The following is a 17,103-nucleotide window of genomic DNA, read 5'->3' as shown; positions in this document are numbered from 1 at the left end:
GCCCGTTCTTAAAACAGAACAGTATGAAAAGAATTATAAAGAAACTATCACTACTGGCATTGCTGGTAATGATATTCCAGGTGCAGCAGGCGCAGATGCTGGATGTTACTGTAATGAATGTTGGAGGCAACAAGATCCAGTTCATAGGAACAGCTACCGCACCGGGGTTTGATATCGCGCCAAACAATGCCTGGTCCGCCATGAATATCACCTGGCGCATTCCAAAATCAGCTACCAATCCGGCGCCAACAGTAGCGCCGCCGGCCACCACACCGGAAGTGACTGACGAGGCGACAGCTTTTACAGGCGCTGAACCGCGCGACTTCATCAATGCGGGCCTTGACCTCGCTATGTTCGATCTCACTGCCTTTGGTATGCCCGATGATGGTTACTGGTATTTCCAGGTGACCGGCACCGTGGAAAATGTACAAAGTATCAGTACCGGTGGTACTGTGCTCTTGTATGAATTTTCACTGCCCGCCGGCTGGGTATGCCCCTCCTGTGTGGAGGTAGTTCTCACTGACCTGGGGCTGCCAATTGGAACAGCATCCTTCATAGACAACGGTGGCCTCGGCAGGAATGTTCTGAACCTGGTGACCAATATGGCGCCGCTGCCGGTGCGGTTCATCAGTTTTGAAGCCGCCAAATCAGGCAATGACGTGAAGCTCGCCTGGAAAGTGGCCGACGAGATCAACGTGAGCGGTTATCATATCGAACGCTCTGCTGATGGCCGCAATTGGAACAGCATTGGCTTCGTTCCTTTCAACCCCGCACCTGTGAATGAAAAACTCTATACCCTTACGGACCGCGATCCGCTGAGCAAGATCAATTATTATCGCATCCGCCAGCAGGACCTGGATGGAAGAGTGAAATACTCTGATATTCGATTTGTCCGCTTCAATAGCGAAGCCATGGATGTGAGGTTGTATCCCGTGCCTGTGACCAATATTCTTAAACTGAATATTCAAAGTCCGGTAAATACTGCGGCAGTGATCCGGGTTACCAATATGCTGGGTAATACCGTTCACCAGGCCAGGGCACAGCTTGTGAAAGGCGGACAAACAGAAGAGCTGAACCTTACCCTTTTACCTCCCGGTACTTATTATATCGAAATAAGGGGAGCGGAATATAAATGGAGTGGTAAGTTCATAAAAAAATAGATTGAGAGTAGCAGAATGAAAAAGGCGCCGCGAAAGTCGGCGCCTTTTTCAATTGATCCGGCTTCCTGCTTACCTTATTAGTCAAAATATTCTGACTGCTTCCACGTTTTTTTTAGTATAGTTGCAAATTGTACTCTTAAAAATTGGTTTTGGTTGGCTGATTATACAAATCATAACGAAGTGGAGCTGGTAAACCGGGTTGCGCGGGGAGACGAACAGGCGTTCAGGATAGTATTCCAGCAATACTGGCCCCGTGTTTATTCTGTTGCCCTGATCTTTGCCAAGTCGCCCGAAGTGGCGGAAGATGCCGCCCAGGAAGTATTTGCCCATCTGTGGATGAAAAAGGAACTCCTGAAAGAAGTCAGGGAGTTCAAGGCTTACCTGCTTACTGCTGCCAGGAACCATATCCTCAATAAATTAAGACGTGAAGTTTTCACCGGCACCTTTGATGAATACCTGAAGGAATATTTTGCCGATTCCTTATCTGATCCTGCAGCCAGCCTGGAGCTGAAGGAGGCATCCCATATCATCGAAGCAGGCATCAGTCAGCTGACGCCGCAACAACAAAAGGTTTTCAAGCTGAGCAGGTTCCAGGGGCTCACCCATGCTGAAATTGCTGTTGCTACCGGACTTTCACAACGGACAGTGAAGAATTATATGGTAAGCGCCATTCTCTCGCTCCGCAATTATCTCGATAAATATTCCTTTTCAGTGGCCATATTCCTTTGGATGGTGCTGTACCTGTAAAAAATATTTCCATCAACACAGGGTCCTATCATTGTTAGTTTGTGTCTGTTATAGTAGACGCCATTGCGTTGACCTGTTATTTAATTCATTAGCCAACCTTCCTACAATTATTAATCAAGAGAGGATGACCCTATTCAATGACCTTTTGCAAAAGTTTATCAGGGATGAGCTGACCGGGGTAGAACTGGAAGAATTTCTGCAACTGGTGCGGGAGCCAGCCAACGCTATTGTGCTGGATGCAGCATTGCGGGAACAACTGGAAGCAGTAGACTTCCCTGATCTTACCGCAGGAATGGATATTGAACAGCAATTCAGGGAAGTGCTGATGAAAGCAGGATCAGAGAGGAGTGTTGTTGATATGGATCCTGTAGAAGTTAAACGTACTAATTACCTCTTCAGATGGATTTCCGCGGCATCGGTAGTATTGGTGCTGGCAGGCGTCCTGGCCTGGTGGAAATTCGCTGGTACTGAGTCGCAGACTGTGTTTGTTTCGCCTTCGGATATTGCGCCTGGTACTTCCGGCGCCATCCTGACGCTGGCAGATGGAACAAAAGTGGTGCTGGACAGTCTGAGTAATGGATTGGTGGCAACACAGAGCGGCACAAGGGTGGAGTTGATAGATGGCAGGCTCAGCTATCTCACCAACAAATCATCTGAAGTTGCGCCTGTATACAATACTATGTCTACCCCCAAGGGCAGACAGTTTCAACTCAGGTTGCCTGACGGAACAGGCGTTTGGTTGAATGCAGCAAGTTCCATTCAATATCCCATCGCTTTCACCAACGGTGAGCGCCGGGTGATAGTTACCGGAGAGGCTTATTTTGAAGTGGCGCAAGACGCACGCAAACCCTTCATTGTTGAATTGAACAATATTGCTGAAGTGGAAGTACTGGGCACACATTTCAATATAGACGGCTATATGGATGAAGGTGCAGCCATTACCACTCTTTTGCAGGGCGCCGTAAGAGTCAGAGCGGTTAACAGGAGTATTGCAACGGATGATGTAGCTGGCAATGGACAACTGTTGCGTCCCGGCCAGCAGGGACTTGTAAAGCCTGCCGGTGCTGGTCAGGCACAAATGCTGGTACAGCATGCTGATATTGAAAAAGTGATGGCCTGGAAGAATGGCTATTTCAATTTCGAAGGCGCTTCCATCCGGCAGGTGATGAAACAACTGGAACGATGGTATGATATCAGCGTAGTATATGAGAACGGTGTGCCTGATGTGATGTTCTTTGGTGAAATGAGCCGCAATGTGAACCTGGGAGAACTTTTGCTGGCACTGCAGGAAATGAAACTGGGTGTGAATATCCGTCTCGACAGTGGAAGAAAACTGATCTTATCGCCATAACAGAAAGTAATATGAGTATTTAGCCAATCACATATTGAACGATTTACCGGAATTGAAAAACCGTTACACGTGGAAGGTGTAACGGTCTGGCATCGTTTTCACGAAGCAGTTCCGGCTATTCAAACATTCGAAACGAGAATCTTTTCTTAACCAAAACTAATGCGAAAGTATGCAAAAAAATGCTTTACGTAGCCGGGAAAACTATGTCCGGTCGGATCATGGATCAGGCATTTTCCGGGTTTTAACCAAAACACATTCCAGGTTGAATCTTTCCTGCATCAGGTTTCAGGGACCTGGGAGAAAAATCAAAACCATAATGAAATTAACTGCCCTGATCTTACTGGTTGGCTGCCTGCATGTTTCAGCAGGTACAAGATCGCAAACGGTATCTATTTCAGGGAAAGACCTGCCACTGACCAGGGTTTTTAACCTGATCAAAAAACAAACAGGATTTACTGTATTCGGAAAATCAAGTTTGCTCAGGCATACAGACCCGGTAACCATCTCCGCAGTGGATATGCCCCTGGCTGATTTTATGGAACTGATCATGAGAGATCAACCCATCGGGTACCGGATGATCGATCGCACTATTTTCCTGGTAGAGAAAAATACCCCATCTCACCATGCTACTGCTTCAACGGAAAAAATCATTCTGCCGGGAATAACCCTGGAATCGTCTGTACGGCAACTCATTTCCGGCACAGTACTGGGAGAGAATGGCAGTGCAGTTGAAGGAGCCAGTATCCGGATCAAAGGAAAAAATACAGGCGTATCATCAGACAGCAAAGGAAAGTTCTCCATCAATACAGGTCCGGATGATGTACTAATTTTCTCACACATCAATTTCCAGAACAGGGAGATCAAAGTGAAGGAATTCCCAGCCAACGGGAAAATAACCCTGAAGCAAAAAGAATCTACGCTCACGGATATTGTGGTAACAGGCTATGGCAATGTACGAAAAGAAAGTTTCACCGGCACCTATACTCAGATCACCAAGGCTGATCTCCAGAAAGTAACAGCCAACAATGTGATCGGCGCATTACAGGTATACGATCCTTCTTTCCGTATCATGCAAAACAATATCATGGGTTCCAATCCCAATGTGCTGCCTGAATTTTATATCCGCGGCCAGTCTGGATTTCCTGGCGTAAAAGAACTCGACAAGATACAGTCCGGCAGCTCTGCCGCTTCCCAGTTTGCATTGAAGAACAACCCCAATACCCCCATCTTCATCATGGATGGGTTTGAAGTAACGGTGGAAAAGGTATATGATCTGGACATCAACCGCATCAGCAATATCACCATTCTCAAAGATGCGGCAGCAACAGCCATGTATGGTTCACGTGCTTCCAATGGCGTGGTAGTGATAGAAACTGTATTGCCCAGACCAGGTGAATTCCGCGTCAATTACAATGGCAACTATTCCATCACGGCGCCTGATCTGAGCAGTTATAACATGATGAATGCACAAGAGAAGCTGGATGCGGAATATGCAGCAAAGATCTACGAGCCCAATGTTCCGGTTACAGATCCCTACTATACATCCAACCTGATAGAAGGACTGTGGCAAATGCAGCAGAAAAAGAACGAAGTGTTGAAAGGTGTGAATACCTACTGGTTGTCGCAACCCCTCAGCACCATGATGAACCACCGGCACAATGTATACATCGAAGGCGGCTCCCAGGGAATGCGGGTTGGCCTGGACCTGAAATACGATAACCAGAATGGGGTGATGAAAGATTCTTACCGAAAGAGATTGGGAGCAGGACTTACATTGCAATACCAGACTACCAAACTGCAGTTCCGCAACCAGACTTATTTTGATGTGGTTACATCAGAAGAATCGCCTTACGGAAAATTCAGCGACTACAGCCGCCTGCAGCCATATTTCAATATGTACAATGAGAACACCGGTAAGTATGTAAAGGAATTTCCCAACTATAATGGCAGACAGGTACTCAACCCCATGTATGAATCCACTGTAGGGAGTTTCGACAGGGCCCGCTACCAGGAATGGACCAACAACTTTACCGCCAACTGGTTTGTTACCAAATTCCTTTTCATCAAAGGACAGTTTGCCGTGGAATACAAAGACGCTTCCACCAACAAATTCATTTCACCGGAATCGGCTTTGTACGGAAGAGCGGACCTCTTCACCAAAGGCGAACTGAACCAGACTTCCACCAGGAATGTCAATTGGAACAGTAACCTGTTCGCTTCTTACAACAGGAATATCGATATACACAATATCAATGTTTCTGCCGGTGTGAACGGAAGGTCCAGCCGCTCTGAGTTTGTTACTGCTTTGTACAAGGGCTTTGCAAACCGGACTTTCAATTCGCCTTCCTATGCTTACGAGATCACAAGGAAACCGGAACTGAACGATAATATCACCAGGCTGTTGGGCACATTTGCTACAATCAATTACAGCCTGAATAATATCTGGCTCTTTGATGGGTCATTCCGTATGGATGGTTCATCGGAGTTCGGCACAGAAAACAAATGGGCGCCATTCTGGTCCGTAGGCACCGGCATCAACCTGCACAATACTACCTACCTCAAAGGAAACCCTGCCATCAATATGTTCAGGCTCACAGCCAATATTGGGCAAACAGGTAAATCCAATTTCTCCCCCTTCATGGCCAGGAACACGTATGAGATCATGCTGGACGACTGGTATCCCACCGGCATCGGTTCCAGCCTTACTTATATGGGCAATAAAAGGCTTACCTGGGAAAAACAGGTGAGCTGGAATTTCGGAGCCAATATCACGTTGTTCAAAAGATACAATGTGGAGGTCAACTACTACAGGAAGAGAACCTATGACCTGATCACGGATGTATCCATTCCCTCGTCTTCAGGATTCACAGTGTACAGGGATAATATCGGGGAAGTATTGAACAAAGGATTTGAGATCAAAACCAACCTGAACCTGATCAATACAAAGGACTTCAATTTTGTACTGATCGGCAACCTGGCGCATAACAGGAACCAGATCATGAAAATTGCGCAATCGATGAAACGCTACAATAACCGCATCGATGAATATTATGGTGGTTACAACAATAGCAAGAACCCATCACTGATCCTGTTCTACAATGAGCAGAATGCCAAATTTGCCAAACCGATCATGAAGTATGAGGAAGGAAGTTCCCTCACAACCATCTACGGTATGCGTTCACTGGGCATCAATCCGGCCAATGGGAAAGAAGTATTCATGAAACCCGATGGCTCCATCACTTATGACTGGAGCCCGATGGACCAGCAGCCCATCGGAGATGCCGAGCCGCGCGCACAGGGAACCTTTGGTATCAATGCCAGGTACAGGCAATTTACCCTGTTCACCACTTTCATGTTTGAGTTCGGCGGAGATCTCTACAATCAGACTTTGGTAGACAATGTGGAGAATGCCAACCTTGCCTATTTCAATGCAGACAAGCGGGTGCTTACGGAAAGATGGCAGAAACCAGGCGATGTTTCCACCCTCAAAGCGATACAGGACCGCTATTTTGTAACCAGGCCCACTTCCCGTTTCCTGCAGCGGAACAATACAGTATTGTTCAATTCGCTTTCCCTGGGATATGATTTCAATGCTGCCTGGCTGAAAAGGAAATTCGGCATGAGCTTCCTGAGAACCACTTTGCTGATGAACGATGTGGCGCGCTTCTCTTCCATTAAACGTGAAATGGGGCTCGATTACCCTTACGCCAGAACGTTCACGCTCACCATCAACGCATCTTTCTAAAACGCTTCATTATGCAATCAAAACATTACTGGAAACTACTGGTGTTGCTGCCTGTACTGCTAAATATGTCGTGCAAGAAATTCCTCGACGTCAATTCCAGCAACAAGGTATTGGAGGAAACGATGTTCAAAGACGGCGAAGGTGTACGCGTTGCCGTGAATGGCGTGTACAAGCTGTTGTCTGACCCAGAGCTATATGGCAAGAACCTCAGCTATGGCCTGGTCAGCGCCATGGCCTATAATTATGATATCAACAATGTACCTTACGACAGCCGCGAAGCTGCCCGCTTCAACTGGGAAGTATCCAATGCGCAGTCCATTATGGATGCGATCTGGCAGCGCGCCTACAGGACTCTAGCCAACTGCAATAATATCATCCAGCAGGTGATCGATAAAGACAGCAGCTTTTTTGCAGAAAGCGCCAACGAAAAGAATATGATCCTGGGAGAAATGTATGGTGTCAGGGCCATGGTCCATTTTGACCTGCTGCGGCTTTTTGCCCCGGCGCCGGTTACCGGTTATGGTGGTGAGGCCATTCCTTATGTGACCCAATATCCCGATCCGCAACCGGTTCGTGGCAACATGGCCACTACTTTCACCCATATCATTGAAGACCTTACACAGTCCCGCAACCTGCTTGAAAAAGTAGATACCATTTACCTGCGCAATGTGATGCGTTCAGGCGTGGGCAGGATCAGGAATCCGGGCTCCTGGGTCCCGCTGCCGCAAGGCGATTTCTTCAATTTCAGAGCACAAAGGATGAACTACTTTGCGGCCACCGGACTACTGGCTCGTGTATACATGTACAAAGGAGAATATGGTCCGGCATTTCAAAACGCAAAGATCGTATACGATGCACAAAAAAGGAATTGGTTCACCTGGACCAGCTCCAGCTACCAGGGACAAATAACCGATGTTGACTTTATTTATCCCAAGAGACCAGAGGAATTGGTGCTCTCTTTTTCGAATACCCAGAACTATAATTTTTTCGATGCACAGATACAATCCTCTGGCATTGCCAACCAGGCTTACCGGATACCACCCGCTTACATGAACAAGCTCTTCGAAGGCGATGCAGATGATTTCAGGCTTGTAGGCTGGTACAACCGCTACGGAGACCAGCGTTACATCACCTGGATGCGGCCTCAGGGAACTTCTTACAATGCCACCAATAATGCCAAATGGCAGGGACCATTACTACCGGTGATGCGATTCACGGAAATGTACCATATCCTCATCGAGTGCTATGCACGCCAGGGAAATGTGACCGATGCCGTAACCATACTTAATAGTCTCCGGCTTAGCAGGGGCGCCAAAACAAAGATCAATGACAATATCAGTCCGGAAGAACTCATGAACAGGCTGGTGAATGATATCATCCGTGAAAATCTCACGGAGGGTCAAACATTCTTCCTGTTCAAGCGCCTGAACAGGAACATCTTCAATGGAGACAGCGACATCATCATGTCTCCCGAAGACTGGTATGCTCCCTTACCCCTGAGTGAAACAGCCTATCTACTTTAAAAAGCAGCATCATGAAAATATTCCGCAACCTAATAAGCATGCTGGTACTGCTCGCATTGATGCCATCCTGTAAAAAAGATGATATCATGCGGTACGGGTCCGGCAACCATATACAATTCAACAAGAGCTATGCAGACTCTTCCATGTTCTCATTCCTTGCCCTGCCCAATGAAGATGAAGCGCAGACCCCACTGGTGATTGAGCTGGTGGGGAACCCTTCCGACAAGGACCGGCAGTACAAGATCTCCGTGGCCGATGAACTGACAACCGCCACACCGGCCCATTACAGCCTGCCTTCCAGTTTTACTCTAAAGGCAAACAAAACAACGGATACAGCCTGGATCACCGTTAAAAAACTGCCTGACCTGGCAGTGAAGCCGGTTCGTTTGGTTTTGAAGATCGAATCTACCGATGAACTACAGTACGGACAGATCGATTATTGTGTATCGATCCTCAATATCTCCAATGTAATTGCCAGGCCCGACTGGTGGAACCAGAATGTGGAATGGTACTACCTCGGAGAATACTCCGATAAGAAATACAGCCTCTTCATCCAGGTAACCGGCCTCTCTGAGATTGATGGCGCCAATATCGATGAAGTGCGCTATTACACCATGAAGCTGAAGAATTATCTCCTGCAGGAAAAAGATGCGGGAAGGACCGTGTATGAAGAGAATGGAGAAGAAATGACCGTTGAAATGATTGGCGGCTAGTTAACCCACTAATTCAAATTACATGAAACAGTATATCAAACTATGGCTGATCCTGGTGTTTGCGGTGGCAGGGTTTCAGTCTTGTTACAAAGATAAAGGCAATTATGACCTGATCGATTACAACCAGATCCAAAGCATTAAAACCACCTCAGCTACCCCGGTGATCCTGGGCGATACCCTGCGGGTGGACCCGGTGATCACCTGGAAATATCCTGACCGCGATACCACCGCCTTTGAATATGAATGGCGGCAGGTAGACTCCGTGGTGTCCAGGGAACGGAACCTCCGGTACCCGCCAGACCTTTCCGGGTATGTAATGATCTATCTGTATGTAAAGGAAAAGGCAACGGGCATCACTACCCGCTTTGCCATGCAGGTGCAGGTGGTATCGCCCTATAAGGCCGGTTGGTTATTCCTGCTGAACAATAATGGAAAATCAGGACTAAGCTTTGTGCGCCGCGATGCAAAGAAAGACCCGAACAATGTTACTTACTATGAGTACAAATATTATCCTGATCTCTATGATAATATGTTTCCCAATAATCCGCTGGGCAGCAATCCACGGAAACTGGTTACCCGTGCATTCACCGATTATTCGAAAGACCAGGTACTGGTGCTGCAGGACAATACGCCGGTCTTTCTCAATGGAGATGATTTTTCGAAAGTGTTGTCGTTCCGCAATTCATTCCCTGGTTCTGTTTTCCCCAATGGATCCACGCCGCTGAATTATATAGATGGAGGTTCCGTGAATTATATGCATGGATCAGATGGGAATATCTACTGGAAACGCAATTCGAGAATGATGGGCGGCATCCATGATGGACTTTTCATTGATGTGCCGATTTATTTCGAAGGCGGCGGCGCGCACATTTCCGAACTGGTGGAAACAGCCTATGATAAATCAGAGATCGTGTACCTCTATGACGACCTGAACAAACGTTTTATTGGGCTCTATGCCACCAGTGGCGATAACAGCTATGTTGGTGGAAAGATGTATCTGCGAGATGCTACAGGCGCTACACCTCCTGCCGGATGGGTGAGCCTGAACAACCAGGCAGGGTATACTTTGAAATACTGCGGCGACTATGCCAATGGCGTTTATTTCATCAACATCATCAGGAATGATGCAACGGGCGAGTATATCATGCAGAACTACCGCCTGGCAATGAAGTATACAGCTGTTGAAGTAAGCGAACACCAGCAGGAAGTCTTTGCAGGCAATGGCATCGTAAGCGACAATACCGTTTACCACAGGATATTCAATTCAACCTATCTATTCTTCGGAGAAGGCAGTAAACTGTACTTCTATGATGTGAATACGAAGATCATCGCCCTCTACCACGATTTCGGTACAGGCAATATCAAAAAGATCGTATCCGATGCCGTCTCCGGCGAGATTGGCGTACTCCTGGATAATGGGAGGTTTTCAATCTGCAGCCTGAAGAACGAAGTGTTGGGCGCTGCCAATCCTGGTGCCACAGGTATCCTGTACACCGTACCCAATGTGGGCAATGTGGTAGACATGGCCTGGAAATGGGGCTCTTATTTCGAATACGTTCTCAGAAGATATCCCGGTTAATCAATCCGTATATAACTATTACATATGAACGAATCTATTGTAAAGGTGGAAGGCCTTTCGCACCGCTATGCCGTGCAATGGGCAGTTAAGAACATCAATTTCGAACTTACAAAAAATGGGATCTATGGATTGCTCGGCGCCAATGGCGCCGGCAAATCCACCATCATGAATATCATGTGCGGTGTGCTGAAACAAACGCAGGGTGAGATCTTTATCAGGGGCATCAATATGCGGCTGGATCCTGTGCGTGCCAAGCAACACATCGGTTTCCTGCCACAGAAACCTCCGCTGCTGGTAGACCTCACAGTAGAGGAATACCTGGAACACACCGCCCATATGCGGCTGATGGAAGAAAAAAAAGTGAAGGAAGCCGTAGATGAATCCATGGAAAAAGTAGGCATCACCCATTTCAGGAAAAGATTGATCCGGAACCTCTCCGGCGGCTACCAGCAGCGGGTGGGCATTGCACAGGCCATCATCCATAAACCCGGTTTTGTAGTGATGGATGAACCTACCAATGGCCTCGATCCAAACCAGATCCTGGAAGTGCGCAACCTGATCCGCGAGATCGCAGAAGAAAGAACGGTTGTGCTGTCTACCCATATCCTCCAGGAAGTGCAGGCGCTGTGCGACAATATCTGGATGATCAACCAGGGTACCGTTGCCTTTGCCGGCTCCATTGAAGAGTTTGATAATTACATCCTCCCCAGCACCATTATGTTATCGATGATTGCACCGCCGCCGATGGAACAGTTACTGGCTATACCCGGCGTACTGAATGCAGAACACCTCGGAGGTATCCGCTACAGGGTTCAATATGCAGAGGCGCATGATACCATGGAAAGGATCATCGAAACCAGCGTGCAACAGAAATGGCGGCTATTGGAAATCTCACTGGAGAAGATGTCGCTCGAAAACGTATTCGCCGCATTGTCAACCAATAAATCTGAGTAAACCCTTTAATTACTATGAAACCTATTATCAAGATAGCAAAGGCGGAACTGAAGCAGTTGTTCTTCTCGCCAATTGCCTGGCTGATCATCGTGATCTTTGCTTTCCAGACCGGCCTGATATTCCATAATATTTTCAGTGGAATGATGAGACGGCAATTGATCGGATGGAAATTATGGAGTGCTACGGCCAGTACCTTCGGTGGTATCCAGGGCACTTTCACCCTTGTGCAGCAATACATCTTCCTGTACATCCCCCTGCTGACCATGGGTATCATGAGCCGCGAGTTCAGCAGTGGTTCCATCAAATTACTGTATTCCTCCCCACTCAACAGCCGCCAGATCATTTTCGGAAAATACCTGGCGCTGGTGGTGTATGCATTTGTAATGACAGGAATATTGGCGGTGTATGGCATATTTGCTTCCGTTACCATCAAAATGGTAGACATACCGCTGATCCTGACTGGGCTGCTGGGACTGTTCCTGCTCACCTGCGCCTATGCGGCCATCGGCCTTTTTATGAGCTCACTCACGTCTTACACCGTAGTGTCCGCCATGGGGACCCTCGGCATTTTTGCAGTACTCAATTATGTGAAATCCGTAGGGCAGGAAATCGAATTTGTACGGGACATCACCTACTGGCTGGCCATTTCAGGCCGCTGTGATAATTTCATTGCCGGCCTGATCACCAGTGAAGACCTGCTTTATTTCCTGATCGTTATTGCATTGTTCATCGGCTTCTGTATAGTAAAACTCCAGAGCGGTCGCCAGAAGAAACCCTGGTATGTAACGCTTGGCAGGTTTGCAGGTATTTTTGTGGGAGCCATGCTGCTGGGGTATTTCAGCGCCAAACCAAAGCTGATGACCTTCTATGACGCCACCCGCACCAAAACCAATACCCTTACCAAAAGCAGCCAGGAAGTATTGAGCCACCTCAAAGACGGGCTCACCATCACCACCTACACCAATATGCTGGAAGAGAATAACTGGATTGCACAACCGAGCCAGTATAAATATGATGTAGACAGGTTCAAACAATATACCCGGTTCAAACCCGGTATAAAGCTGAAGTATGAATACTATTACGAAAAAACAGAGAACAAGCAACTGGATAAACAATATCCAACCCTCAATGGCGAACAACTGATGGATACCCTCACCAAGTTGTTCGATTATAAATTCCCCATCTACCCTTATTCCAAATTCAGTTCCAAAGTAGACCTGGCGCCTGAAGGATTCAGGTTTGTACGCAGCCTGGAAAGAGAAAATGGAAAACAAACCTTCCTTCGCATTTACAACGATATGATGCGCCTGCCCTCCGAAACTGAGATCACTGCTGCCTTTAAGAGACTGGTAATAGACAAGCTGCCTACCGTTGGATTCCTGACAGGGCACGGTGAAAGGTCCAGCAATGCAGAAGCAGACAGGGGCTACAATATGTTCGCGCAGGAAAAAACCTTCCGGCATGCGCTGATCAACCAGGGATTCGATTTCGAAAATGTGATGCTGGATAAAGAGATCCCGGCACATATCCGCATCCTGCTGATTGCCGAGCCCCGCAAGCCGCTTTCCCCCGGAGAAATGAACTACCTGCAGCAATACATCGATCGCGGTGGTAACCTGATCATTGCCGGCGAACCCGGCAGGCAGGAAGTAATGAACCCAATGATGGAATCCATTGGCGTGAAATTCCTGCCAGGTATGCTGGTGAAACCCAGCAAAAAATTCCAGCCGGACCTTTTATTGCTCAATCCTACCCGCCAGTCGGAAAAGATCGCTTTCCATTTTGGCGCCATCCGCAGGTATGAACAGGTGCTGCCTATGAAAACCGCAGTAGGAGTGGAATATGCCACCGATAAAGGTTTTGAAGTGGTGCCGTTGTTTACGAGCGACTCAACCGGCGGCTGGAATGAACTGGAAACAAAGAATTTTATAGACGATACCATTAAGCTGAACACCGCAGCAGGAGAAGCAGAGCGCTCCTATGCAACCGCCATTGCCTTGTCGAGGAAAGTGAATGGCAGGGAACAGAAAATAGTGGTAGTGGGAGATGCCGATTATTTAAGCAATGGAGAGCTGATGATGAACCGGAAAGATGTATCTCCCGCAAATTTCAATTTCATCAGTGGCGCCTTCTTCTGGCTCACCGATGATGAACTGCCCATCGATATGCGCCGTCCGCCTTTGCCAGACAATGCATTGAAACTGGGCAAGACCTCCTGGGCCATTGCCGGCTTCAGCCTGAAATGGTTGTTCCCCATTGCCCTGATGTGCTGCGGCACCATTATCTGGTTGAGAAGGAAAGGAAGATAAATACATGTAGCTATGAGTTTGATCATCGATAAACAAACACTGGACGATCTCAATATTTTTGGCAGAAGGGATAACGATGCCGTATACTCGATCTTTAACCGTACCCATACCCGCGGCGGCGCTGCCATTCTTGAACAGTTTTTCCGGTATCCGCTGGCCAGCCTGCAAGATATCAATGCGAGAAGCAGCACCATCCGCTTTTTTCTCCGTCATCAGGCAGCTTTCCCTTTCAGGGGAGAGCTGTTTGATGCGGCAGAAAGTTATCTGGCAGACACTGATGAAAGAAGCCGGCTTTCTGCTCAGAACAATACCCTGGGCCGGAAGTTCAACCAGGTGATAGGAGCAGATACCGCTTATCAGCAACTGCTGAAAGGCATCACCTCCATCATTGAACTCTTCATCCTCCTTCAGCAATTCACGGACTCCCTGAAGGAAGCAGCGCAGGATACTCCCTATGCCACTGCTATCCGGGAAGTGCAGGATATTCTGGGGCAGCCGCATTTCAAAGAAATGCTGCAGGAGAAACTACCGGTGAAGATCGATTATGAAAAAGCAACAGGGTACGACCGCCTGCTTCGTTTTGTGCATATTACGGAAGTGAGGAAGATATTGGATAGCGTTTATACGCTTGATGTGTACATTTCAACAGCTACGGTAGCCCGGGACCGTGGTTTCGTGTTTCCGGAACCGTTAGCCAGTGAATTGCATCTCATGGAAATAGAAGGATTATATCATCCGAAACTGGCAAAGCCGGTAGCCAATGATATTGAAATGAAACCGGATTCCAATATCGTGTTTCTCACTGGCGCCAATATGGCCGGGAAGTCTACATTCATGAAATCGCTGGGAATAGCCGTTTTCCTGGCGCATGTTGGGTTCCCTGTACCGGCAACGCACATGCGTTTTTCTGTTTGTGACGGATTGCTCACCACCATCAACCTGCCTGATAACCTCAATATGGGCTATAGCCATTTTTATACGGAAGTATTGCGGGTGAAGAAAATGGCCACGGAACTGGAACACGCCAAAAACCTGTTCATCATTTTTGATGAGTTGTTCAGGGGCACCAATGTAAAAGACGCTTATGAGGCCACTGTGGCCATCACGGCAGCATTTGCAAGCCAGTCCAATTGCATGTTTGTGGTGTCTACACATATCATGGAGGCCGGAGAAAAACTGATGGAAGAGTGCAGTAATATCCAGTTTGTGTACCTGCCTACGCTGATGGAAGGCAGTCAGCCTGTGTATACCCGCAAGCTGGAGCAGGGCATAACATCAGACCGCCATGGTATGGTGATCATCAATAACGAAGGCATCCTGGATATTTTGCAGAACGGCCAATTTTAAATGAAACAAGTATGAGCTTTTTAATAGACAAGCAAACTATCGAAGACCTGAACCTGTTGGGGAAATACAAACCCAATGCTGTATTTGGCATGTTCAACCAAGTGAAGACAGCAGGCGGCGAGCGGCTGTTGGAGTCATATTTCCGTAGTCCGCTGACAGATGCCGATGCCATCAACAAGAGGGCAGCGCTTTTCAGCCGGTTTGTGGAGATCAACAGGAAGTTCCCCGTTAGCGGTGCTTCCATGGAACTGCTGGAGAACTATCTTGGCTCCGGTGGGTCGGGGCATCGCCTCGCCGCGCCGCTTACCGTTTTGGGCAAGCGGATAGCACTGGGAATAGGACTGAACAAAGACTTTCACCAGTTTGCAGAAAGCTTTTACCAGGGTGTAGAAGCGTTGAACGCTTTACGGTTATGCTTCAGCGATATCATGAGCGCGCAGGGTGGATTGCCGGATAGCAGTTTCGATGCTGCCTGCCGGGTCCTGCACCAACCTGAACTGAAGTGGTTAGAAGTGGAATCGGGTAAACGGCGCCTGCCACTGGGCAGGCTCATCCGGTACGATAACCTCCTGCGCTTCCATCTCAGGCAGGAAATGGAAAAAGTGTTGGAAGCCGTGTACCGGCTCGATCTATGTATTGCTGTGGCAGCCACAGCCAGGGAAAGGGGATGGGTATTTGCCCATGCTCTGCCGGCAACATCGGATTGCATGCGAATAAACGACTGCCGTCATCCGGGTATTAAAAAGGCGGTTGGGAACACGGTAAGCATGAGCCATGAAAACAACGTTCTCTTTCTTACCGGGGCCAATATGGCCGGTAAGTCGACTTTTATGAAGTCATTTGCCATTGCGGTTTTCCTGGCTCATATGGGATTTCCCGTGGCGGCGGCTTCCATGGAATTCTCCGTCCGTGACGGCCTTTATACGAGCATCAACGTGCCAGACAACCTGGAACAGGGCTTCAGTCATTTTTATGCGGAGGTGAGAAGGGTAAAGATGGTAGCGGAGACTGTAAGTTCCGGCAAACGAATGGTGGTGATCTTTGATGAACTGTTCAAAGGCACCAATGTGAAGGACGCCTACGATGCCACGCTTTCCGTTACCGAAGCGTTTGCCGCATACAGGAAATGCTGTTTCATCATTTCCACCCATATCATAGAAGTTGCAGTGCCCCTGGAGGAACATTGCTCCAATCTCCAGTTTGTTTACCTGCCAACTGTAATGAATGGCACAGTGCCTGGATATACTTACACCCTAAAGAAAGGTGTAACAGCAGACCGGCATGGCATGACCATTATCGAAAATGAAGGAATTGTGGATATCATCAGGAAGAGGAAACCTGTGCTTTCCTGATCCGGCGCTGGTATAAGGAGGCTGGTGGTTGGCCAGCCTTCAGTTTACTTTCAGTTATCCTGCCCCGCATACTCACGCCGCCCCCTTACCCTCAGGTATGCCTCTTTCCGGCAATCATTTATCTTCCACCTCCATATCATCCCGCCAAACTAATTCTCCCGCTTTCCGGCAACTATTCAACGGTTGGTACCGTCTCAGCAGATCCCATAAATATCAAATGAAGTATCATTGAAGTGGTGCATTTTCCAGCTTTTGTTGATTGTGGCGTAGTGATGACGTAGTGCCTGGAAGTAGTATCAAAGCAAATTTGAATAGCTTTATAT

Annotated in this window: 11 protein-coding genes; all 11 read left to right on the top strand. The window is 47.8% G+C overall.

The window, feature by feature from the left end; genetic code table 11:
• The first annotated feature begins 23 nt into the window (after window positions 1-23).
• The 11 genes from D9Y29_RS02125 to D9Y29_RS02075 all read left to right on the top strand — a co-directional run bounded on the left by D9Y29_RS02125 (window position 24) and on the right by D9Y29_RS02075 (window position 16,780).
• Window positions 24-1,160 (top strand): T9SS type A sorting domain-containing protein, encoded by a 1,137-nt coding sequence (locus D9Y29_RS02125; RefSeq protein WP_164735202.1) that lies wholly within the window; start codon window positions 24-26, stop codon window positions 1,158-1,160.
• A 153-nt stretch (window positions 1,161-1,313) separates the two neighbouring features.
• A complete protein-coding gene (locus D9Y29_RS02120; protein WP_164735201.1) occupies window positions 1,314-1,907 on the top strand; it encodes an RNA polymerase sigma factor in 594 nt (197 codons plus the stop codon).
• A gap of 124 nt (window positions 1,908-2,031) precedes the next feature.
• Window positions 2,032-3,258: a FecR family protein gene (locus D9Y29_RS02115; RefSeq protein WP_127124779.1), complete on the top strand. Its 1,227-nt coding sequence runs from the start codon at window positions 2,032-2,034 to the stop codon at window positions 3,256-3,258.
• 316 nt (window positions 3,259-3,574) lie between these two features.
• Window positions 3,575-7,003: a SusC/RagA family TonB-linked outer membrane protein gene (locus D9Y29_RS02110; protein WP_127124778.1), complete on the top strand. Its 3,429-nt coding sequence runs from the start codon at window positions 3,575-3,577 to the stop codon at window positions 7,001-7,003.
• Between the two features lie 11 nt (window positions 7,004-7,014).
• Window positions 7,015-8,526 (top strand): RagB/SusD family nutrient uptake outer membrane protein, encoded by a 1,512-nt coding sequence (locus tag D9Y29_RS02105; protein ID WP_127124777.1) that lies wholly within the window; start codon window positions 7,015-7,017, stop codon window positions 8,524-8,526.
• Between the two features lie 11 nt (window positions 8,527-8,537).
• Window positions 8,538-9,239: a DUF4843 domain-containing protein gene (locus D9Y29_RS02100; protein ID WP_127124776.1), complete on the top strand. Its 702-nt coding sequence runs from the start codon at window positions 8,538-8,540 to the stop codon at window positions 9,237-9,239.
• A gap of 22 nt (window positions 9,240-9,261) precedes the next feature.
• Complete coding sequence (locus D9Y29_RS02095) at window positions 9,262-10,818, top strand: PKD-like family lipoprotein (RefSeq protein WP_127124775.1); 1,557 nt, start codon at window positions 9,262-9,264, stop codon at window positions 10,816-10,818.
• A 24-nt stretch (window positions 10,819-10,842) separates the two neighbouring features.
• Window positions 10,843-11,772, top strand: a complete 930-nt coding sequence (locus D9Y29_RS02090) for an ABC transporter ATP-binding protein (RefSeq protein WP_127124774.1) — start codon at window positions 10,843-10,845, stop codon at window positions 11,770-11,772.
• A 14-nt stretch (window positions 11,773-11,786) separates the two neighbouring features.
• Window positions 11,787-14,081 carry a Gldg family protein gene (locus tag D9Y29_RS02085; protein WP_127124773.1) on the top strand — a complete coding sequence of 765 codons (2,295 nt, stop codon included), beginning with the start codon at window positions 11,787-11,789 and terminating at the stop codon, window positions 14,079-14,081.
• 12 nt (window positions 14,082-14,093) lie between these two features.
• On the top strand, window positions 14,094-15,428 hold the full coding sequence (locus tag D9Y29_RS02080) for a MutS-related protein (protein ID WP_127124772.1): 1,335 nt from the start codon (window positions 14,094-14,096) through the stop codon (window positions 15,426-15,428).
• A gap of 11 nt (window positions 15,429-15,439) precedes the next feature.
• Window positions 15,440-16,780 carry a MutS-related protein gene (locus tag D9Y29_RS02075; RefSeq protein ID WP_127124771.1) on the top strand — a complete coding sequence of 447 codons (1,341 nt, stop codon included), beginning with the start codon at window positions 15,440-15,442 and terminating at the stop codon, window positions 16,778-16,780.
• The last annotated feature ends 323 nt before the right edge of the window (window positions 16,781-17,103 follow it).

The organism is Pseudoflavitalea rhizosphaerae (assembly GCF_003991355.1).
GTDB lineage: Bacteria > Bacteroidota > Bacteroidia > Chitinophagales > Chitinophagaceae > Pseudobacter > Pseudobacter rhizosphaerae.
The sequence above is the reverse complement of the archived record's forward strand: the minus strand, read 5'-3'. Positions and strand labels throughout refer to the sequence as shown.